The sequence below is a fragment of the Cupriavidus necator genome, assembly GCF_016127575.1.
GTDB lineage: Bacteria > Pseudomonadota > Gammaproteobacteria > Burkholderiales > Burkholderiaceae > Cupriavidus > Cupriavidus necator_D.
Genome location: NZ_CP066019.1, coordinates 1052261 through 1071804, shown reverse-complemented (window position 1 = coordinate 1071804; position 19544 = coordinate 1052261). Strand labels below are relative to the sequence as shown.

Below are 19544 nucleotides of genomic sequence, written 5' to 3'. Positions count from 1 at the left end.
ACTGCACCGGCGATGCTTTCACTGTCGCCGGCCCCGATTCGTCGGTCGTTCTCCGTCAGCAGGGTTCGTCGCCCTCCGCGTAAACCCCAATGACATAGCCGGCACATTGACAGTTTCCTGACAGCCTTCCCCGCCTAGAATCGGGCCCCTGGTCATCCGGACCGGCGGCAAACGCCGGAATCCGCAACCGGCGCCCCCCGGCGACGAGAAACACAGCCTCCCTGGCCCGGCGCCCTGGCCGGCCAGCGAAACGCTCAATTCACGACAGGAACGCAAATGGAAAACGGTGCACGCGAACAGATCCCGGCCACGCTGATCCCAGGCGACGGGATCGGTCCCGAAGTAGTGGACGCCACCGTCAGGGTGCTGGAAGCGCTGGGCGCCCCGTTTGCCTGGGATATCCGGCGCGCGGGAATGGCCGGCGTCGAATACAGCGGCGATCCCCTGCCGCAAGACACGCTGGACAGCATCGGCCGCACCGGCCTGGCCCTGAAGGGGCCGCTGACCACGCCGGTGGGCGGTGGCTTCCGCTCGGTCAATGTGCGCCTGCGCGAGGCGTTCAACCTCTATGCCAACGTGCGCCCTGCCCGCACGCTGGTGCCGGGCCGCTTCGAGAATATCGACCTGGTGCTGGTGCGCGAGAACGTCGGCGGCTTCTATGTGGCCCATGACTACTACATCCCGGTTGGCGACGACCCGCATGCGGTGGCGGTGTCCACCGGCACCAACACGCGCGACGCGTGCCGGCGCATTGCCCGCTTCGCCTTCGAGTACGCCGTCAGGAACGGCCGCAAGAAGATCACGGTGGTGCACAAGGCCAATATCCTGAAAGCGCTCACCGGCATCTTCCTGGAAGCGGCGCGCGAAGTCGCCAGGGACTACGCGGGCCGCGTGGACATGGACGACATCATTGTCGACGCCTGCGCCATGCAGCTGGTGCTCAACCCGTGGCGCTTCGACATGCTGCTCTGTACCAACCTGTTCGGCGACATCCTGTCGGACCAGATCGCCGGCCTGGTTGGCGGGCTTGGCATGGCGCCGGGCGCCAACATCGGCGACCAGGCCGCGATCTTCGAGGCGGTGCACGGCTCGGCGCCAGACATCGCTGGCAAAGGCATTGCCAACCCGATCTCGCTGATGCTGGCCGCCGGCCTGATGCTCGACCACGTGGGCCGCCAGGACCTGGCCACGCGCCTGCGCACGGCCATCGAGCTGACGCTGGTCCAGGACCAGGTGAAGACCGGCGACCTCCACGGCACGGCCACCACGCTGCAGTTCGCGGACGCGGTAGTGAAACGCATCGCTTCCGCCAGCTGAGCCGCGCCCGCGCGGCCCGCCCGGGCCAGCGCGCAAGACTGCCACCCTCCGCAGTCATTCCATACCCGGCACGCCCTGGCGTGCCGGCGGGATCGGCCTTGCTTTTAACCTCGTGCGCCGCACGGACGCACACACACTCCCGCCCGCATGCGCCCCACGCTGCAGGGCGGCAAAGAGATACAGAAAAAGATGTTGACCCTGCTCGCCTATTCGATGGTGATCGTGTTCATGGCATTGATCATGACAAAACGGCTCTCCGCCATGGTGGCGCTGATCCTGGTTCCGATTGCGTTCGCCGCGATCGGCGGTTTCGGCCCGGAACTCGGCCCGATGATGCTGGACGGCGTCAAGAAGCTGGCGCCGACCGGCGTGATGCTGATGTTCGCCATCCTGTATTTCGGCCTGATGATCGATGCCGGGCTGTTCGATCCGGTGGTGCGCGCGATCCTGAAGATAGTGGGCGGCGATCCGGTCAAGATCATCATGGGCACCTTCGTGCTGGCCGCGCTGGTGTCGCTCGACGGCGACGGCTCGACCACTTACATGATCACCTGCGCCGCCATGCTCCCGCTCTACAAGCGCCTGGGCATCAGCCGGCTGGTGCTGGCCTGCGTGATCATGATGGCCGGCGGGCTGATGAACATCCTGCCCTGGGGCGGCCCGACCGCGCGTGCCGCCAGCGCGCTGGGCGTGGACGTGGGCTCGCTGTTCGTGCCGATGATCCTGCCGATGATCGTCACCGGCATGTGGGGCCTGTTCGTGGCATTCCTGCTGGGCCGCCGCGAACGCAACCGGCTTGGCAGCATCGCCGTGATGCGCACCGGGGCCGGCGATGACGGCCATGCCATGCCGAAGGCTGCAACCAGCGATCCCCGGATCGCCAGGCCCAAGCTGCTGTGGTTCAACTTCCTGCTGACCAGCGGCCTGATGGTGCTGCTGATTCTCGGCACCTTGCCGCTGCCTGCGCTGTTCATCATCGCGTCCGCCATCGCGCTGATGGTCAACTACCCGAGCCTGCACGAACAGAAGGAGCGCATGAGCGCGCATGCCGCCAACGTCGTGCCGGTGGTGTCGCTGATTTTCGCCGCCGGCATCTTCGTCGGAATCCTGTCGGGCACCAAGATGGTCGACGCCATCGCCAACAGCGTCATCAGCGCCGTGCCGGACTGGATGGGTCCCTACATGGCCCTGGTGACCGGGGTGCTGAGCATTCCGTTCACGTTCTTTATCTCGAACGACGCGTTCTACTTCGGCATCCTGCCGATCCTGGCCAAGGCTGCCGCCGTCTATGGCATCGGCGCGGCGGAGATCGGACGCGCCTCGCTGATCGGGCAGCAGGTTCACCTGCTGAGCCCCCTGGTCGCGTCGACCTACCTGCTGGTCGGCCTGGCCGAGGTCGAATTTGGCGATCACCAGCGCTATACGCTGCTCTGGGCGCTGTCGGCGGCAGTGGTCATGATGCTGGCTACCGTTGCCTTCGGCGTGATTCCGGTCATTGGCCGGGCAGCGTGACAGCGAGGAAGCGGGACCGGGCGGGTCAACCACATCCGCCTGCCTGGCGTTTTACCCGAACGCAACTTGCAAAAATTTACAAATAGCCGAGCAGATGGCCCGGCTGCGTCCGCCCTGCTGGCAATAGAGGATCACATATCGCCTGCACATAAGGCCACATTCGCATCGAATGATCCCGCAAAGGTTCCTTCGTTGCCAAGGACGTATGCAAAGGGTTGCAATAGGGTTAGATCGAATATGTTACTGAATGTAAATGGCGTAACTTGATTGCAAGCTGTTCCGCTGGCATTGCGACGCAATGCTGGTGGCTTGAGTAGTAGGGGGGCATCATGCAGCATTCCAGCCGATTCGCGTGCGACCTGGGCCGCGCGCATCAGTCCGGCCGCAACGGCCGCCACGGCAAGACCGGAGCCTCCCGCAGCCAGTCCATTCGACATCGACGGCACCTGAGCCGCGCGCAGCACTTCTCAGTGCACCAGCGCCACCTTCCCACCTACGCACCCGCGGCAGAAGCCTGTCGCCCGCCCGCCCACCTTGCACGAAGCCGGCCATGCGGCTGTCGGGCACGCCAACTGCGCTGAAGCCCGCATTGCGCAGCACCCGGTTTGCCGGCCCCTGCGCCAGAACAACACACCAACCAATTCAAAAAGGCGGGAATCGCAATGGCGCTCTATGCTCTGCGGGAACTCACGCTGCAGTCCCTTGGCCCGCTCGGGGCGATGATCGAGGCAGGTTATCGTGCAGTCAATTTCTGGGGCGAGTCGGTCGCCTGGCTTCCGGGGCTGCGCGAGGCCGACGCCGCGCTTGAGTTGTTCACCCGGCTGACCAAGGCCTATGGCAAACCAAGCTTTGAGATCGACGAGGTCTTCGTGCGCGGCCAGCGGGTGGCCGTCACCGAGACCGCGCTCATCGAGGAGCCCTTCTGCCGGCTGCTGCATTTCAGGAAGGACATGTCCAATCCTGGCCCCCGGGTGTTGCTGGTGGCGCCGCTCTCCGGCCACTACGCCACCCTGCTGCGCCCGACGGTCGAGGCATTGCTGCCCGGGCATGATGTCTACATCACCGACTGGGCCGATGCGCGCCTGGTCCCGCTTGACGCCGGGCACTTCGATCTTGGCTGCTATGTCGATTACCTGAAAAAGTTCTTGCGATACCTCGGCGCCGGCACGCATATCGTGGCGGTTTGCCAGCCCGGGGTCCCGGTGCTTTGCGCGGTCGCCCAGATGGCCGAAGACAACGAGCAGGTGCAGCCCCGCTCCATGACCCTGATCGCCGCGCCGATCGACACCCGCGTCAGCCCGACGGCGGTCGACCAGTTCGCGCAGCAATATTCGCTGGCGTGGTTCGAGGCGAACGTCATCGAACGGGTGCCCGCCGGTTACCCGGGAAACGGGCGCCGGGTTTATCCGGGCTTCCTGCAGCTGGCAGGCTTTGTATCGATGAACGTCGCACACCATGCCGGTGCGCACCTCGACTTTTACCGCCACCTGGTCGATGGCAGGCAGAGCGAGGCAGCCAGGCACCGCAAGTTCTATGACGAGTACAACGCCGTGCTCGACGTGCCGGCCGAGTACTACCTGGAAACCATCCAGAAGGTTTTCCTGGAGCATCACCTGTGCCGCGGCCGCATGGAAGTCGGCCAGCGCCGTGTCTACCCCGAGGCCATTGCCAACGTTTCATTGCTGACCATCGAAGGCAGCGAGGATGACATCACCGGCCGCGGCCAGACCGAAGCGGCTCACGCGCTCTGCGCAGGTCTTGCCGCCGACCGGAAAGAACACTTGGTCGTCGACGGCGTGGGTCACTACGGCACCTTCGCCGGCCAGCGTTTCCGGGAATCCATCCTGCCCGCCATGACGCAGTTCATTCAACGGTGCGCCGACTGAGCGCTCCGTCGCCTTGGCGAGGCCAGTTGCGCAAGCTTCCAGGCGGGGACTGGCAAACAGTACAACGCCAACGTACGCCAGCGAACAGACCTTGCCGATGGCCGTGGCACCTTTGCTCTCATGGCGATCCGGCATGCGAGAGCGCCGCCTGTAGTGACCTTCGGAAGCAGGCCGCGATGGCGGCCTTGTTGCTGGTGGTCGTGTCTGCCTCACCGCATCTCCTGTCGGGACCAGGGTCGGCTGGAGTTTTTGTGCGCCAGCGTCTATAACGGAACGCCTGCACGTCCCGCACTTGTGCTCGGAATAACAGCCGGGAGCTTTTGCCTGGCGACGTGACATCTGCCAGCTCTTCCAGGGATTTGGCGCGTTGCTTTTCTGTCATCACCGAGTTGTACAAAGAAGATAGCGGCAGGGGGGTGTCACGTCATGGAATTCATTTCCAAGCTCACACAGCATTGCAGGGTGGTGGCGTACTACGCGGTCGCCTGTATCAGCGTGGTACTTGGGGTGCTGATGCCCCCCGCGTTTGCAGGTGACAAGACTACCTACAGCTACTTCGTAACTGGTACACGGTACTTCATGACTGGCAATCCAGTGCCGGTGCAGGCCCTCCCCACACCTCAGCCACGGGCGGTACAGCCGGTGGTCATCATGGGTGGCGGGCCCGATGTCGATGGCGCGTTTCGCTGGATGATTCGGCAGGCGGGCATTACCAAAGCAACGGGCGGTCGCATGGTCGTGATTCGCGCGACCGGCACCGACGCTTACGACCCTTACTTCTACTACAGCAACAAGAAGAACGCGACCGATATCCCCGCAGTGGACGGCTATGTCGGTGGCGCGTACCTCGGCCTGACTGCGGCGGAAACGCTGGTCATTACCGACACAGCTGCGGCGAATGATCCGTTTGTAAACGCCGTTGTCGGCAGCGCGAACGCATTGTGGATTGCGGGCGGCGATCAGGCCAACTACATCAAGTTCTGGAAAGGTACGAAGCTCAACGCGACCATCGCCGCGCTCATGCAGCAGAACGTTCCTGTTGGCGGCACCAGCGCCGGGGCCAACGTCCTGGGGCAGTTCGTTTTCTCCGCCATCGAAGGGACGGTCACATCGACGCAGGCGCTGAGCGATCCATACAACAAGTACATGACATTTGACCCGAAAGGGTTTTCCGGCCCTGAATTCCTGAACACTACGGCATTGGACAATACGTTCGTCGATCCTCACTTCGACACGCGCGATCGCATGGGCAGGCTGGTCACGTTCCTGTCAAGAAGCATTGCGCCATGGTCCGGTTCGGGCTGCGAGGGCGGAGTCCTGACGAACCCGTCGGCCGCCCGAGGGATTGGCCTTGACGTCGAGACAGCGTTGCAGATTCAGAATATCTCAGGCCGCTTCGTTGCACAGCGCGTCACCAACATATCCACGACATCGCCCAGCGCTGTTCACTTCCTGAGGCCACTGACTTCGCCCGCGGTCTGCGCGCCCGGCAAGCCGCTGACCATCTACGGTGTCCATGTCCAGCGGCTGGACGACGAGACTGTCTTTGATATGACAAACTGGTGGAATGGCGGCAGCGCAGGAATCGAAGCGTATGTCGTTGACGAGAACGCCGGCATCCAGAGCCCGGCCACCATACATTACTAGGGCCTGCCCCCTCCTCGCCCGCCAGCGATTGCGCACGCTGGAGCAGCAGCGGGCCGACGCCTAGGCTTGGACCTCCGGACTTGGTTCGCCATCCCTGGTAGCAATCAATGCCTTTGGCGTCAGCGGGATCAAAAGCAGGATCAGTGCGTACACCACGGTAGTCGCGATCACGCAATATGTGAAACCGTGCGTTGGGCTGCTGTTATAGATCCATGAGCCCAGGAGATCGCCGGCACGCGCCGAGAGCGCGAGAACGCCATCCACCAGCATCATCAAGGTTCCTTGCAGGCCCGGCGGACAGGACCGCATCGCGAGATCGAAGTATGCTGCCGTGGCGACACCGCCCATCAGCCCTATCGGTGCCGCCAATACCAGGGCAAGATTGGCTGAGTGGATGAATGCCAGCGGAACCATCTGCGGCACTGCGACGATCGTTCCCCACCACAGCAGCTTGTTCAGCGATACCTTCTTGCACAGAAAGCCATACAGCAGAAATGTCGGGACGAACGCGGCGGCAAAGATCCCGTTGTAGTACGAGTAAACGGAATCCGATGCATGCAGCTCATTGCTCAGGTAGAACTGCAGCGGCGTGGCCGCTCCTGGCGCAAAGTTCCACAGAAAGCAGATGAGAACCGCTGGATAAACAGCCTTATGTCTCACCAGCCGCCTGACATTGCCAACGAGATCCGTGCCCCTGGCTTGCGGCTTCTCGTAGATATGGCCGAAGACCGAAACGGGCTTCCAGAGCGCCAGCACCGCAATCAAAAAGGCGAACATCGCCATCAGCAGGAAGGCTTCTTTTGCGGCGAGATGATCGGAGATGTACCCGGAGGCGAACGCTCCCGCAACGACCGGGACGGAGCCGACCACGTTCAACAGGGCGCTCAGGCGCCCGGACATGAGCTTCTCCTGGCCCACCAGGGCGATCAACCCCTGATAGGCTGCGGCGATGAACCGGGACGACAGCATTGCCAGCAGCATCCCGATGACCAGCCCCGCGTATGAGAAACCTGAATACGCCATCCAGATGAATGCCACCGCGGTCGCCGGGGCGAAAATCAGGAAGAAGCCACGATCGCGCAATCCCAGCGGATTCCATTGGTCGCGCGCGAGGCCAAAAACGAACGCAAGGTAGACTGGTATGCCCGTCACCAGCCGGAATGTCGAGATCTCCGTCGCCGTCGCATGCAGCTGGTTCTTGAGCAGGTACGACGTCTGTATATCGACCAGGTAACCGGCCGGCGTTGCCAGAGCGATGAACAGGGTCAGCCAACCGAAATACAGCAGGGTCCGGTCGCTGCCCTCGGAACCATCATGACCAGAAGCGGCCGGCATTTTCGTCGCTCAGCGTTGCACGTATCGGGGCCAGGCGAATTCGCTCGGCGATGCATTCGGTATCAGGGCCGTATGTGACGCCGGAGAGGCGTCGGACGCGTTCGACTGCGGTTTCCCGCAGTGCGGGCTGGCCCATGAAAGGCAGATGGCTGTTGGCGTTACGCATCGAGCCAGCCTTGTCGGTCATCCTGTCAACCCCGATGCCGGGAATGCTCTGCAAGCGAGTGACTGCCATGATCTCATCCCTTCTCCCTGTCAACTCCATTGAAATGGGAAAGCGAGCCAGGGGCAAGTGACATTGCGCATGGGAGGAACGTTTGCTCACGCACATTGGCCGTGGCAATCCTCATTCCTGGCGATGACTTCCGATCGTGGGCCGCCTAAAATTCCCACACATCAAATAAGCGGGCAGCCCATGCCCCGCCCGTCCGGCATCGTGGCCGGCTCGCTTTGGAGCTGCCGCATGCCTCACACCCGGATAGCATCGCCACGTCGGCGCTCTCACTGACGGAGCAGAAAATCATGAAACCAGAACCATTTGCGGTGACTCCGGAAGCGTATGGACGCGCGCTCAACGTGGTGGGAGAAAGGATCACGGTGCTGGCATCCAAGACCGCCACGCAAGGCTATGAGGTGTTTCTGCAGCAGGGCGAAGAAGGCAGTGGCCCACCGCCGCATAGCCATGACTGGGACGAATCGTTCTTCATTACCAAGGGGACGGTCGAGATCGGCTATGGCGATCAAGCGATCACTGCTGCCGCTGGCACCTTTGTCCATGTGCCAGCGGGCACGGTGCATTACTTCCGTTTCGGCTTCGGCGGCGGCGAAATGATTTCAGTCACCAGCCACGGCGGAAACGCATCGCACCTGTTCACGCGGCTCGATGAGGAAATTCCGCCAGGCGCGCCGGACATGGAAAAGCTCCTGGCGGTGGCGCAAGAGTGCGGCATCACGATTTCAGGGTGAGTGCTGGCCCGGACACACGCCTTCGCTTCGGCCACTGCTTCGGCTGAGTTTCTTCCTTCTGCGTGTTTCGTCGCAACAGGCTACGCCGCCACGGCCTTGCGCTCCCTGCCTGATTTCGCTCCCGGCTGGGCATTCGGCCCTGCCGCGCCCTGCAGCAGCCAGCAACTCAACTGCACCGAGCGCGCCATCAGCCTGCGCCGTCCGGCGGCATCGGCTTCGATGTAGTCGACGCATTGATGGAAAAGGTAGGAAACGACGTACGCGCAGACGTCGTCAATGACCGGGCGTGAGAGCTTGGGACACAGCCCCAGCCGCTCGATGTCTTCCGCCATCTCGGCGGCGATGTCATCCAGCACCGTGCGAATGGCAACGCGAAGCGCGGGCTGCGGGCCCGTGATCCCGCACACACCAACGATGAATGCATCCGGGTGATGCTGCGCGTACAGGAACAGCGCTTCGCACGCACGCGTGGCCACTTCACCCGGGTTGTCGCGGGCAGCGGCCCATCGGACCGCGCGCAGCATCGGCCGCAGTTCGGCGCTTACCTCGGCCATGGCGGTGATGGCCAGGTCTTCCATGTCGCTGAAATGCCGGTAGAACGTGTTGGGGTTCAGGCCGGCCTCGCGCGCGATCTCGCGCAGCTTGAGTGCCGCAAAGCTGCGCTTGGCTGCGGCCAGCCGCAACGCGGCGTCGATCAGGCGGCGTTTGCCGTCGGCAATGGCTTCCATGAATGCGGTTTAGTAGCAGGACTCGGTTTTTGCCCGACATGCTTCGTTGACAGCATGTCTACGGTTGTCTACGCTTGCGCCGGTAGACAGATGTCTACGTTAAATGAAACGGCCGCACGTGGCAAATCGCGTGTCAGCTCCCGTTCAGGAGACACCGCCCCGCCATGCCGCCGCCCATTGAGCTATCCAGCCCCGACCAGGCCTCCGACGCGCCGCATCAAGCCCCTGCCCGCTCCATGCATGCCCCCATCCCCGAGCCCATCCCGCGCGACCCGGGTTGGCCGCTGGTCGGCAACCTGCTGCAGATCACACCCGGTGCGCTGGGCCAGCACCTGCTGGCGCGCAGCCGCCACCATGATGGCATCTTCGAACTGAATTTCGCCGGCCGGCGCGTGCCGTTCGTGACGTCGGTGGCACTGGCCTCCGAGTTGTGCGATGCCGCGCAGTTCCGCAAGTACATCGGCCCGCCGGTGTCCTACCTGCGCGGCATGGCCGGCGACGGGCTGTTCACCGCACGCTCCGACGAGGCCAACTGGGGCAAGGCGCACCGCATCCTGATGCCGGCGTTCAGCCAGCGCGCGATGAAGGGCTACTTCGACGTCATGCTGCGCGTGGCCAACCGGCTGGTGGACAAATGGGACCAGCAAGGCCCGGATGCCGATATCGCGGTCGCTGACGACATGACGCGGCTGACGCTCGATACCATCGCGCTGTCCGGCTTCGGCTATGACTTTGAATCGTTCGCCAGCACGGAACTGCACCCCTTCATCGAGGCCATGGTGGGCGCGCTGGAAGAGGCGATGTCCAAGCTGACGCGCTTTGCCCTGCAAGACCGCTTCATGCATGCGGCGCACCAGAAGTTCGACCAGGACACCCGCTTCATGCGCGACCTTGTGGACGACGTGATCCGGCGGCGGCGCGCGGGCGACGCGGCGGAACGCCCGGGCGGCACGGCCAACGACCTGCTCGGCCTGATGCTGGAAGCGCGGGATCCGGACACCGACCAGCGGCTGGACGACGAGAACATCCGCAACCAGGTGATCACGTTCCTGATTGCGGGCCACGAGACCACCAGCGGCCTGCTCACCTTCGCGCTGTATGAACTGCTGCGCAACCCGGGCGTGATGGCACAGGCCTACGCGGAGGTGGACGCCGTGCTGCCCGGCGACGCGGCGCCGGTCTACGCCGACCTGGCGCGGCTGCCGGTACTGGACCGCGTGCTGAAGGAAACGTTGCGCCTGTGGCCCACCGCGCCTGCCTTCGCCGTGGCGCCGTTTGAAGACACGCTGCTGGGCGGCCGCTACCTGATCCGCAAGGACAGGCGCCTGTCGGTGGTGCTGACCGCGCTGCACCGCGACCCCAAGGTGTGGGCCGACCCGGAACGCTTTGACATCGATCGCTTCCTGCCTGAGCAGGAGGCAAAGCTGCCGCGCCACGCCTACATGCCTTTCGGCAACGGGGAACGTGCCTGCATCGGCCGCCAGTTTGCGCTGACCGAGGCCAAGCTGGCACTGGCGCTGATGTTGCGCAATTTCCAGTTCACCGACGCGCACGACTACCAGTTCCGCATCAAGGAAACACTGACGATCAAGCCCGACGGATTCACGGTGCGTGCGCGCCGGCGCCGGCCGCATGAGCGCATCGCTGCGGCGCCGCTCGCCGGGACCGCGCAAGCGCCGCGGGCGGGCCCCGATGTGCAGGGCCGCGGCAGGACACTTGCCGTGCTGTGCGGATCCAGCCTTGGCACCGCGCGCGAACTGGCTGAGCAGGTGCATGCCGGCGCGCTGGCGGCGGGCTTTGATGCGACGCTGCGCGACCTGGACGACGTGGCCGACGCGCTCCCGACCACCGGCCTGGCCGTCATCATCGCCGCCACCTATAACGGCCGCGCGCCGGACTCGGCAAGGCGGCTCGAAGCGCTGCTCGACAGCGGCGCCGCCAGCGGCTACCGGGCAGAAGCGCTGAGCGTGGCCGTGCTGGGCTGCGGCAACTCGCAATGGCCGACGTACCAGGCCTTCCCGCGCCGCGTCTATGAATTCTTCACCAATGCCGGCGCCAGTCCGCTGCTGCCGCGTGGCGAAGCCGACGGCAACGGCGACTTCGACCAGGCCGTGGAACGGTGGCTGGCCTTGCTGTGGCAAGCCTTGCAGGCCGGTGACGGCGTGGGCGGGCCGGCCCACGGGACGCCGCCGGTCCGGGTGCAGGTGAAAGACGTCGCCGAGATCCGCGCGTCCACGCTGCCGGCAAACACCGAGGCCTTCACGGTCCTGGCCAACACCGAGCTGGTGAACGATCCGTCCGGCCTGTGGGATTTCTCGCACGAGGCGCCGCGGACTTCCACGCGCGATATCCGCCTCAGGCTGCCCGACGGCGTGCGCTACGCCACAGGCGATCACCTCGCCGTCTATCCGCAGAACCAGCCCGGGATGGTCGCGGCCCTGTGCGAGCGGATCGGCATCGACCCGGACGCAATCGTCACGTTGTCCGCCTCCGGCGGGGCCGCGCGCGGCCTGCCGCTGGGCGAGGCCCTGTCCGTGCGCCAGTTGCTGACCCATTTTGTGGAGCTGCAGGACGTGGTGTCGCGCCATACCCTGCGCCTGCTGTCGCAGTCTTCGCGCTGCCCGGTCACGCGCCAGGCCCTGCGGCAGCTGGCCTCGGACGACGCCGGGAGCGGGTACGCCGCCCAGGTGGCGCCGCGCCGGCTCGGGCTGGCCGACGTGCTGGACCGCTTTCCCGCCATCGAGGTGGATCTGGCCGGCCTGCTGGCTTGCACCGTGCCAATGCGGCCGAGGTTCTATTCGATCGCCTCATCGCCGCTGGTCTCGCCCGGCGTGGCGACCATCACCGTCGGCACGGTCTGGTCACCGGCGCTATCGGGCCGCGGACTCTTCCGCGGCGTGGCTTCCACCTGGCTGCAGGGCCTGGCGCCAGGCGCCATGGTGGCGGGTGCCATCCGCACCCCCAATCCCACCTTCGCGCCCGCGGCGGACCCGGCCACGCCCATGATCCTGATCGGCCCCGGCACGGGCATTGCGCCGTTCCGCGGCTTTCTTGAGGAGCGGGCCGCGCAACAGGCAGCCGGGCAGCCGGTGGCCCCGGTGCAGCTGTACTACGGCTGCCGCCACCCCGCGCACGACTGGCTCTACCGCAACAACGTGGAGCGCTGGCAGGCACAGGGCGTGGTGCAGGTCCACCTGGCCTGTTCAGTCGTGGATGGCGAGCCGCGCTACGTGCAGGACCTGCTGTGGCAGCGCCGTGCCGATGTCTGGGCCCGGCTGAACCAGGGCGCGATCATCTACGTGTGCGGCGACGGCCGCCACATGGCGCCCGCGGTCAGGCAGGTGCTGATTCAGATCGGCGCAGAGCAAGGGGGGATGACGCCAGAGGCGGCTTCGGACTGGCTGGCGGACCTAGTCAGCGCGGGACGCTATCGGCAGGACGTGTTCAACTGAAGGCAGGCACCGGCTCGCCGGCGCCCGCTTACACCTTCCTGACGAACTCGGATTTCAGGCTCATGGCACCAAAGCCGTCGATCTTGCAGTCGATATCGTGGTCACCGTCGACCAGGCGGATGTTCTTCACCTTGGTACCCATCTTGACCACGCCGGCCGACCCCTTCAGCTTCAGGTCCTTGATGACGGTGACGGTGTCCCCGTCCTGCAGGACATTGCCTGCCGCATCGCGATAAACCCTGGCCTCCGGTTCGGCCGGCGCCGCTGCCTGCGCCGACCATTCATGCGCGCATTCCGGGCAGATGTAGAGGCCTCCGTCTTCATAGGTGAATTCGGAATGACATTTTGGGCAGGGAGGCAAAGCGCTCATGGGGACTCTCAGGTGTCTGGCCAGGGCCATAAAGGACCGGAAGTATACCGCCCCCGCCTATGGCAACGCATCGGGCGGCAGCACGCTCCATCCCGAAACGCTGCCGGACGTCGTCAGGCGCTGGCTCCTGAGGACGCCGTTCTCGTCGAACTCGAAGAAAACCGTCGACGACCGGATCGCGCCGCCGGCGAACAGCGGGCCAATGAACGGGATAAAGCTCTCAGGGTGCGGCCTGGAGGCCGCAAACGAATAGATCAGGATGGTCGACCCGTTGACCAGGGTGGTCTGCGACGAGGGCTTCCCAAGCTGGGCGGTAACGTCGTCGAGGGTGGAGAAACCGAGCAGGAAGTTCGCCATCTGCTCCTGTTTCACCTCGACGCCCGTCGATACGCAGGCGGCCAGCATGACGCAAGTCACAATCAATGCGTGAGCAGGCTTCATATTGTCACCGCCATACTTTTTGCGCCGTGGCCGGGACGCGCTGAAGGCGCCCGGCGCGCCATGCAGAAAGCATACAACTTTGCTGAACGATTCGCCGAGGCCCGCGCAAGGCGGGCCGCCCCCTACTCCGGCACGAAATGTATCGACCGCAGCAACTCCGCCTGCCGCTCATGGGCGGCGCGCGCATCCCTGGACAGGGCCTCGCTGCTGAGCGGCTGCCCGGCGTCCATGCCCATGGCCTCCACGCGCTCGCGGTAGCCGGGCTGCTGCACGATGGCCAGCGTGGCGTTGCGGATCTTTTCCTGCACCGCCGCCGGCACGTCCGGCGGCAGCCACACCCCCATCCAGCCGGGCTCCGTCATCGCCGGGAAGCCGACTTCGGCGAAGGTCGGCACATCCGGCAGCGCGGGGATGCGCTTGGGATACGCCACGGCATAGGCCTTGAGCTTGCCGGACTTGATCAGCGGCAGCGACGTGGCCAGGCCGTCGAACATCAGCGGCACATGGCCGCCCATCACGTCCTGCAGCGCGGGCGGCGATCCCTTGTAGCCGACATGCTTCATATCCACGCCGGCCAGGCGGTTGAACTGGACGCCGATGGTCTGGCCGCGCATGCCGGCGGCATAAGAGGCATAGTCGATCTGCCCGGGCTTGCTCTTGATGTAGGCAAGCAGTTCGCTGAAGTTCTTCGCCGGCAGCTTGGGGTTGCCCACCAGCACCAGCCCCGTACGGGCCACCTGGGCAACAGGTTTCAGGTCCTTGAAAGGATCGAACGAGACCTTCAGCGCCAGCGGCGTTTCGGAAACGATGCCGCCCTGGATCAGCAGCAGCGTATGTCCGTCATGCGGTGCGGAAAGCAGTGTGTTGACCGCGATCGCGCCGGCGCCGCCCGGCTTCTGCTCGACGATCACCGGCTTGCCCAGCGACTGCGTCAGCCCCTCGGCCAGCAGGCGCCCGAGGATATCGGCGGTGCCGCCGGCGGGGCCGCCGACCACGATCCTGACCACCTTGGTCGGCCACGCCTGAGCCTGGGCGGTCGATGGGAGCGCAGCCGGCAGCGCCACCGACAGCGCCAGGCCGAGCATGCATGACAGCGACGCCCTGCGGCGCGCCGACGGTTGTGCTTGATTCATGGTTGTCTCCGAATGTTCGAGGGTTGTTCAGGGCAGCAGCCGGCTTCATCGTGAGCCGGTGATCTGCCACCCCTGCCCTTCTGCTGGCGCATCGCCAGTGCCGACCGACCCGGGTCAGGCGGCCTTGCGCAGGAAGCCCTGATTGCCGCCATTGCGGTTCGGCGCGAAGCCGTTGGCCTCCAGCGTCTCTTCGACCGTGTCGTAGAACACGCCGATCTTCTGGATGTCGCGCGCTTCCTGGGCCGTTGCCACCTTGCGGCCGAATTCGCCCGCGATGCGCACCAGCTGCTCGATCTGCTTCACCGTGCTCATCTTGGCCGTGCGCGACTGGTTCCACAGGCAGTCCTCGGTTCCGCACCGCACATGCAGGCCCAGGGCAATCCCCATCATGTTCACAGGCAGCACGTTGCGCACGGAGCTTTCGACGGTCAGCACCGCGCCATCCGGCACGGCGCGGACGATGTTGGCGAGGTTGAAGACGCTCGGCGCATCCATGCCGCCGCTGATCGCCACCCAGTTCATGACCAGCGGGCCCTTGTACACGCCGCGCCGGATCAGCCGCTCAACGGATTCGAAGCTATTGATGTTGTAGCACTGGAATGCGCTCTGGATGCCGGCAGCGGACAGGCGGCGGATGTGCTCTTCGACCCAGCCAGGCTGGGCGGGAACCGTCATCTCCTTGTACGCGTTGAAGATCGCGGGGTTCTCGCGCGAGGTGCCCTTGAAATCCGCGAGCTCCGCGTGCTCCGTCACGTTCATCTGCGACGTGTTCACCGTGACGGTCACCTGGTCCGGAACGGGGTCGAGTTCGGCAAGCATGTGGCGCGTGTCGTCGGAAAGCCACTTGGCGGCATCCCCCTCGTTTTCCGGCGCGAAGCTGATCGAACCGCCCACCTGGATGACCATCTCCGGCACCGCCTTGCGCACCCCGGCGATCAGCTCGTTGAACTTGGACAGACGCTTCGAGCCCTTGCCGTCGAGTTCGCGCACATGCAGGTGCAGCACAGTCGCGCCGGCGTTGTAGCAATCCACGGCCTTCTGGATCTGGTCTTCCATCGTCACGGGGATGTCTTCCGGGAAATCGGAGGGCAGCCAGCCCGGTGCATACGGTGCCGCGGTGATGATCAGCGGCTGCTGGTTTTCAGGGAACAGGGATCCATCGAGGTAGTGCACGGCATGTCTCCATTGATAAAGGCACGTGGCCTGGCGGCGGCTGGTGCGCCTCAGAACGGCTTGTCGCCGATGATGGCGGCGCGCTCCATCTTGCGCGGCGCCGGCCAGTAGTCCTGCACCGCGTAGTGCTGGGTGCAGCGGTTGTCCCAGATGGCCACACTGTTGGGCTGCCAGCGGAAACGCACCTGGTATTCGGGAATCGCCGCCTGGCTGATCAGGTAGTTCAGCAGATGGCTGGCGCCCGGGGTCTTGTCCTGTCCGTAGCGCACGTTCTCGGGCGTATGGAAGTTGGCGAAATGCGTGGAGAAGCCGCAGACGTAGAGCGCCTTCTCGCCGGTTTCCGGATGCGTGCGCACCACCGGGTGCTCGACCATGGGGTACTGCGCGGCAAGGCTGGCGCGCTTTTCCGGGCTCATCGCCGCGCCGAACGAATGCTCGATGCTGTGCTTGGCGCGCAGGCCGGCGATGCGCTGCTTGATTTCCTCGGGCAGGTGCTCGTAGGCCGCCGCCATGTTGACCCAGATGGTGTCGCCGCCGACCGGCGGGCATTCGATGCAGCGCAGCACGCAGCCCATGGGCGGGGTTTCGCGCCAGCTGCCATCGGTGTGGTAGCTGTTCTCGTAGTTCTCGCGCTTGTCGCTGCGATAGATCTGGACCAGCCCTGGATGATCGGGATCGCTGCCGGCGACGGGATGGTCTTCCAGTTCGCCGAAGCGGCGCGCGAACGCCACGTGGTCCGCGCGGGAGATTTCCTGGTCGCGCAGGAACAGCACCTTGTGCGTGAGCAGCAGGGACTTGATCTCGGCAAACAGCGCGTCGTCGCGCGCGGCATCGGCCAGGCTGACGCCGCTGACTTCGGCGCCGATATTGCAGGTAAGCGGTTGGGCTCGCATGGGGACGCTCCTTTACAGCACAAAGATCGAAGACCCGGTGGTCTTGCGTGATTCCAGGTCGCGGTGGGCCTGCACGGCATCCTGCAGCGCATAGCGCTGGTTGATTTCGATGCGGATACGGCCAGCGGCAACGTGGCCGAACACCTCGGCAGCCAGTTCGGCCTTTTCGGCGGGGTCCGCAATGTAGTCGGCCAGCGCCGGACGAGTCAGGTAGACCGAACCCTTCCTCGCCAGCAGCTGCGGATCAAACGGCGGGATGGTGCCGGAGGCCGTGCCGACGCAGACCATCAACCCGCGCCGCTTCAGCGAGTCCAGCGAGGCCATGAAGGTGCTCTTGCCCACGCTGTCGAAGACCACGGACACGCCCGCGCCATCGGTCAGCTCCCGCACCCGCTTTGCCACGTCCTCATGGCTGTAGTTGATGATGTGGTCGCAGCCATGGGCGCGCGCCACCTCTGCCTTGGCCTCGGTCGAGACGGTGCCGATCACGGTCAGGCCGAGCAGCCTGGCCCATTGCGAGACGATCAGTCCCACGCCGCCGGCAGCCGCGTGCAGCAGGATGGCTTCGCCACCCTGGAACGGGTAGATGCGGCGCATCAGGTAGGCGGAGGTCAGGCCGCGCATGGTCATCGCCGCCGCGGTCTCGAAGCTGATCGCTTCCGGCAGGCGGATCAGCGGTGCGGCGGGCACCAGGCGCTCGGTGCTGTACGCACCCAGGGTGTTGATGAAGCCGGTGTATGTGACGCGATCGCCCTCCGCGACATGGGTCACGCCCGGCCCCACCGCCTGCACCACGCCGGCTGCCTCCACGCCCATGCCGCCGGGCAGCGGCACCGGGTAGGTGCCGTTGCGGAAGTAGGTGTCGGCATAGTTCAGCCCGACGGCGGCGTGGCGGATCCGTACCTCGCCCGGGCCCGGGTCGCCTACCTCGGCGTCCTCATAGCGGAGGACTTCGGGCCCTCCGGTCTCGTACATGCGAATGGCTTTTGCCAAGGCTGTCTCCTGATTGTCGTGTCCTGCCCGCGCCGCTATCATTGGCGCGACGGTAACGATTGTCAGACAGCCATGGCGCGGCACCCTTGACCGATCGCGCCAGGATTTGACATTTGATGACGGACACGACCGACGCCCCCACCCACTCTCGCGGCAGCCTTATGACCGTCCTTGTTCGCAGCGCTTCCCTGACCAAATACCTGGAGATTGCCCGGGGCGCGGGCCTGGATCCGGTGCGCATGGTGGCCCAGGCCGGCCTGGACCAGGCCTGCCTGTACACCCCGGACCTGCGCATCCCGGAAGCGCGCCTGGCCGAAGTGCTGGAGGCCTCGGCCCGGGTCACCGCCTGCCATTCGCTTGGCCTGATGGTGGGGGAATCGTGGCGCCTGTCAGACTTCGGCCCGGTCAGCCTGCTGCTGCAGCACCAGCCCACGCTGCGCCACGCGCTGGCGGAGATCGAGCGCTACCGCCACTGGCTCAGCGACTCCATCTCCATCCTGGTCACGGAGTACCCCGAGATCACGGTGCTGCATGTGACGTTGCAGACCGGCCGGCACCAGCCCGGCAGGCAGGCCATGGAACTGACCGTTGCCGCCTTGTACAGCCTGATCCGCGCCATCCTGGGCGCGTCCTGGAAGCCGCACAGCGTGCACTTCGCCCATGCGGCGCCTGCCGACCTGCAAATCCACAGGCGCCTGTTCGGGCAACACATTGAGTTCGGTTCGGAGTTCGACGGGCTGGTGCTCGCCAGCGGCGACCTGGATCGCATCAACCCGCTGGCCGATGCCAGCCTGGCCGGGTATGCCAGGGGCTTCCTCGACCTGCAGGCGGGGGCCGGCAAGCCTTCGATCGCTGCCGAGGTCCGGCGCACCCTGCACCAGCTGTTGCCGCGCGGGCGCGGCGCGGTGGAACAGGTCGCGCAAAGCCTTGGCATCAGTCCGCGCACGCTGCAGCGCCAGCTGGAGCAGGATGGAGACACCTTCTCCGCACTGGTCAATGAGGTGCGCCGCGAGCTTGCGCAACGCTACCTGCAGGATCCGCAGCGGCCGCTGGCCCGGGTCGCCACGCTGCTGGGGTTCTCGGAACCCAGCGCATTCTCGCGCTGGTTCGCGGCACAGTTCGGCAAGTCGCCGACACGCTGGCGCCAGGACGGCGCCTGAGACGGGCTGCCTACTTCAGGTACTTCATCGTGGCGACGCCGGTTGCCACCAGCAGCTCCCCATCCAGCCACACCTCTGCGCGCGAGAAGAAGATCGAGCGCCCGCGCCGGTCGACCATGCCCTTTGCGGTCAGCAGCTTGCCCGTGCCGTTGCTCAGGAAGTTCGAGGTCAGCGACAGCGTGACCGCATGGCGCGCGGCCTCGCCCGGCGCCGAGTAAAGGCCCGAATAGCCAGTGGCGGCGTCGAGCAAGGTGCAGATGGTGCCGCCATGCACCACCCGGCTGCGGTTGAGCATATTGGGCGCGAGCGGGAGCTCAAGTTCCACATAGTCGTCGCGCCACCGGGTGATCCTGACACCGATGCTCTCCAGTGCCGGATTGTCCAGGCAGAACTCATCATCGCCCTCACCTTGAGGTTTCACCGCATCCATTGCTTGGGTTTCCATTTCGCTGATCGTTTCGCTGATACCGGTGTGGCGCGCGTTGCGCGCGCTGGCCCGGAACCCCGTTTCTGCTTGATTTATGGCTTTTCGTAAATC

The 19544-nt window shown here is 65.2% G+C and carries 18 protein-coding genes; 7 read left to right on the top strand and 11 right to left on the bottom strand.

Going from position 1 to position 19544, the window contains the following annotated elements:
• The first annotated feature begins 276 nt into the window (after positions 1–276).
• Together I6H87_RS23890 and I6H87_RS23885 are read left to right on the top strand one after the other, a co-directional pair.
• On the top strand, positions 277–1317 hold the full coding sequence (locus I6H87_RS23890) for an isocitrate/isopropylmalate dehydrogenase family protein (RefSeq protein ID WP_010809741.1): 1041 nt from the start codon (positions 277–279) through the stop codon (positions 1315–1317).
• Between the two features lie 189 nt (positions 1318–1506).
• The gene (locus I6H87_RS23885; RefSeq protein WP_011616953.1) at positions 1507–2829 is read left to right on the top strand and encodes a CitMHS family transporter; all 1323 of its coding nucleotides are present in this window, start codon (positions 1507–1509) and stop codon (positions 2827–2829) included.
• Between the two features lie 131 nt (positions 2830–2960).
• On the opposite strand, the gene I6H87_RS23880 is transcribed toward I6H87_RS23885, so the two are convergent.
• Positions 2961–3266, bottom strand: coding sequence for a hypothetical protein (locus I6H87_RS23880; protein WP_136227858.1), 306 nt, complete (start codon positions 3264–3266; stop codon positions 2961–2963).
• 225 nt (positions 3267–3491) lie between these two features.
• Here I6H87_RS23880 and I6H87_RS23875 point away from each other — a divergent pair, with 225 nt between their 5' ends.
• Both I6H87_RS23875 and I6H87_RS23870 read left to right on the top strand, forming a co-directional pair.
• Complete coding sequence (locus I6H87_RS23875; RefSeq protein ID WP_011616952.1) at positions 3492–4715, top strand: polyhydroxyalkanoate depolymerase; 1224 nt, start codon at positions 3492–3494, stop codon at positions 4713–4715.
• Positions 4716–5141: 426 nt separating this feature from the next.
• Entirely contained in the window at positions 5142–6362 is a 1221-nt protein-coding gene (locus I6H87_RS23870; RefSeq protein WP_010809738.1) for a cyanophycinase, read from the top strand.
• A 60-nt stretch (positions 6363–6422) separates the two neighbouring features.
• Here I6H87_RS23870 and I6H87_RS23865 read toward each other — a convergent pair whose 3' ends face one another.
• Complete coding sequence (locus I6H87_RS23865; RefSeq protein WP_010809737.1) at positions 6423–7697, bottom strand: MFS transporter; 1275 nt, start codon at positions 7695–7697, stop codon at positions 6423–6425.
• A complete protein-coding gene (locus I6H87_RS23860; RefSeq protein ID WP_136227857.1) occupies positions 7675–7932 on the bottom strand; it encodes a hypothetical protein in 258 nt (85 codons plus the stop codon). The genes I6H87_RS23865 and I6H87_RS23860 overlap by 23 nt, the downstream gene beginning before the upstream one ends.
• A gap of 287 nt (positions 7933–8219) precedes the next feature.
• Between I6H87_RS23860 and I6H87_RS23855 the strand changes: the two genes are divergently transcribed.
• A complete protein-coding gene (locus I6H87_RS23855) occupies positions 8220–8663 on the top strand; it encodes a cupin domain-containing protein (protein WP_010809735.1) in 444 nt (147 codons plus the stop codon).
• An 80-nt stretch (positions 8664–8743) separates the two neighbouring features.
• Here I6H87_RS23855 and I6H87_RS23850 read toward each other — a convergent pair whose 3' ends face one another.
• Positions 8744–9391 carry a TetR family transcriptional regulator gene (locus I6H87_RS23850; RefSeq protein WP_010809734.1) on the bottom strand — a complete coding sequence of 216 codons (648 nt, stop codon included), beginning with the start codon at positions 9389–9391 and terminating at the stop codon, positions 8744–8746.
• Positions 9392–9555: 164 nt separating this feature from the next.
• Here I6H87_RS23850 and I6H87_RS23845 point away from each other — a divergent pair, with 164 nt between their 5' ends.
• Positions 9556–12843, top strand: a complete 3288-nt coding sequence (locus I6H87_RS23845) for a bifunctional cytochrome P450/NADPH--P450 reductase (RefSeq protein ID WP_011616951.1) — start codon at positions 9556–9558, stop codon at positions 12841–12843.
• Positions 12844–12871: 28 nt separating this feature from the next.
• Here I6H87_RS23845 and I6H87_RS23840 read toward each other — a convergent pair whose 3' ends face one another.
• From I6H87_RS23840 to I6H87_RS23815, 6 genes are all read right to left on the bottom strand, one after another.
• Positions 12872–13213 carry a zinc ribbon domain-containing protein YjdM gene (locus tag I6H87_RS23840; protein ID WP_010809729.1) on the bottom strand — a complete coding sequence of 114 codons (342 nt, stop codon included), beginning with the start codon at positions 13211–13213 and terminating at the stop codon, positions 12872–12874.
• A gap of 57 nt (positions 13214–13270) precedes the next feature.
• Positions 13271–13654, bottom strand: coding sequence for a hypothetical protein (locus I6H87_RS23835; RefSeq protein WP_010809728.1), 384 nt, complete (start codon positions 13652–13654; stop codon positions 13271–13273).
• Between the two features lie 122 nt (positions 13655–13776).
• Positions 13777–14787 (bottom strand): Bug family tripartite tricarboxylate transporter substrate binding protein, encoded by a 1011-nt coding sequence (locus I6H87_RS23830; protein WP_010809727.1) that lies wholly within the window; start codon positions 14785–14787, stop codon positions 13777–13779.
• Between the two features lie 114 nt (positions 14788–14901).
• A complete protein-coding gene (locus I6H87_RS23825; protein ID WP_010809726.1) occupies positions 14902–15960 on the bottom strand; it encodes a beta-keto acid cleavage family enzyme in 1059 nt (352 codons plus the stop codon).
• A gap of 50 nt (positions 15961–16010) precedes the next feature.
• Entirely contained in the window at positions 16011–16853 is an 843-nt protein-coding gene (locus tag I6H87_RS23820) for a TauD/TfdA dioxygenase family protein (RefSeq protein WP_010809725.1), read from the bottom strand.
• A gap of 12 nt (positions 16854–16865) precedes the next feature.
• The gene (locus I6H87_RS23815; RefSeq protein WP_010809724.1) at positions 16866–17846 is read right to left on the bottom strand and encodes a quinone oxidoreductase family protein; all 981 of its coding nucleotides are present in this window, start codon (positions 17844–17846) and stop codon (positions 16866–16868) included.
• A 161-nt stretch (positions 17847–18007) separates the two neighbouring features.
• Between I6H87_RS23815 and I6H87_RS23810 the strand changes: the two genes are divergently transcribed.
• Complete coding sequence (locus I6H87_RS23810; RefSeq protein ID WP_041688052.1) at positions 18008–19006, top strand: AraC family transcriptional regulator; 999 nt, start codon at positions 18008–18010, stop codon at positions 19004–19006.
• 10 nt (positions 19007–19016) lie between these two features.
• Here the strand turns inward: I6H87_RS23810 and I6H87_RS23805 are convergent, their stop codons facing one another.
• Positions 19017–19436, bottom strand: coding sequence for a PaaI family thioesterase (locus I6H87_RS23805; protein ID WP_011616948.1), 420 nt, complete (start codon positions 19434–19436; stop codon positions 19017–19019).
• Between the last annotated feature and the right edge of the window lie 108 nt (positions 19437–19544).

What these genes read in the sequence shown, in the direction of transcription:
- I6H87_RS23890 (WP_010809741.1), top strand. Translation starts at nt 277, where the DNA reads ATGGAAAACGGTGCACGCGAACAGATCCCGGCCACGCTGATCCCAGGC.
- I6H87_RS23885 (WP_011616953.1), top strand. Translation starts at nt 1,507, where the DNA reads ATGTTGACCCTGCTCGCCTATTCGATGGTGATCGTGTTCATGGCATTG.
- I6H87_RS23880 (WP_136227858.1), bottom strand. Translation starts at nt 3,266, where the DNA reads ATGTCGAATGGACTGGCTGCGGGAGGCTCCGGTCTTGCCGTGGCGGCC.
- I6H87_RS23875 (WP_011616952.1), top strand. Translation starts at nt 3,492, where the DNA reads ATGGCGCTCTATGCTCTGCGGGAACTCACGCTGCAGTCCCTTGGCCCG.
- I6H87_RS23870 (WP_010809738.1), top strand. Translation starts at nt 5,142, where the DNA reads ATGGAATTCATTTCCAAGCTCACACAGCATTGCAGGGTGGTGGCGTAC.
- I6H87_RS23865 (WP_010809737.1), bottom strand. Translation starts at nt 7,697, where the DNA reads ATGCCGGCCGCTTCTGGTCATGATGGTTCCGAGGGCAGCGACCGGACC.
- I6H87_RS23860 (WP_136227857.1), bottom strand. Translation starts at nt 7,932, where the DNA reads ATGGCAGTCACTCGCTTGCAGAGCATTCCCGGCATCGGGGTTGACAGG.
- I6H87_RS23855 (WP_010809735.1), top strand. Translation starts at nt 8,220, where the DNA reads ATGAAACCAGAACCATTTGCGGTGACTCCGGAAGCGTATGGACGCGCG.
- I6H87_RS23850 (WP_010809734.1), bottom strand. Translation starts at nt 9,391, where the DNA reads ATGGAAGCCATTGCCGACGGCAAACGCCGCCTGATCGACGCCGCGTTG.
- I6H87_RS23845 (WP_011616951.1), top strand. Translation starts at nt 9,556, where the DNA reads ATGCCGCCGCCCATTGAGCTATCCAGCCCCGACCAGGCCTCCGACGCG.
- I6H87_RS23840 (WP_010809729.1), bottom strand. Translation starts at nt 13,213, where the DNA reads ATGAGCGCTTTGCCTCCCTGCCCAAAATGTCATTCCGAATTCACCTAT.
- I6H87_RS23835 (WP_010809728.1), bottom strand. Translation starts at nt 13,654, where the DNA reads ATGAAGCCTGCTCACGCATTGATTGTGACTTGCGTCATGCTGGCCGCC.
- I6H87_RS23830 (WP_010809727.1), bottom strand. Translation starts at nt 14,787, where the DNA reads ATGAATCAAGCACAACCGTCGGCGCGCCGCAGGGCGTCGCTGTCATGC.
- I6H87_RS23820 (WP_010809725.1), bottom strand. Translation starts at nt 16,853, where the DNA reads ATGCGAGCCCAACCGCTTACCTGCAATATCGGCGCCGAAGTCAGCGGC.
- I6H87_RS23810 (WP_041688052.1), top strand. Translation starts at nt 18,008, where the DNA reads ATGACCGTCCTTGTTCGCAGCGCTTCCCTGACCAAATACCTGGAGATT.
- I6H87_RS23805 (WP_011616948.1), bottom strand. Translation starts at nt 19,436, where the DNA reads ATGGATGCGGTGAAACCTCAAGGTGAGGGCGATGATGAGTTCTGCCTG.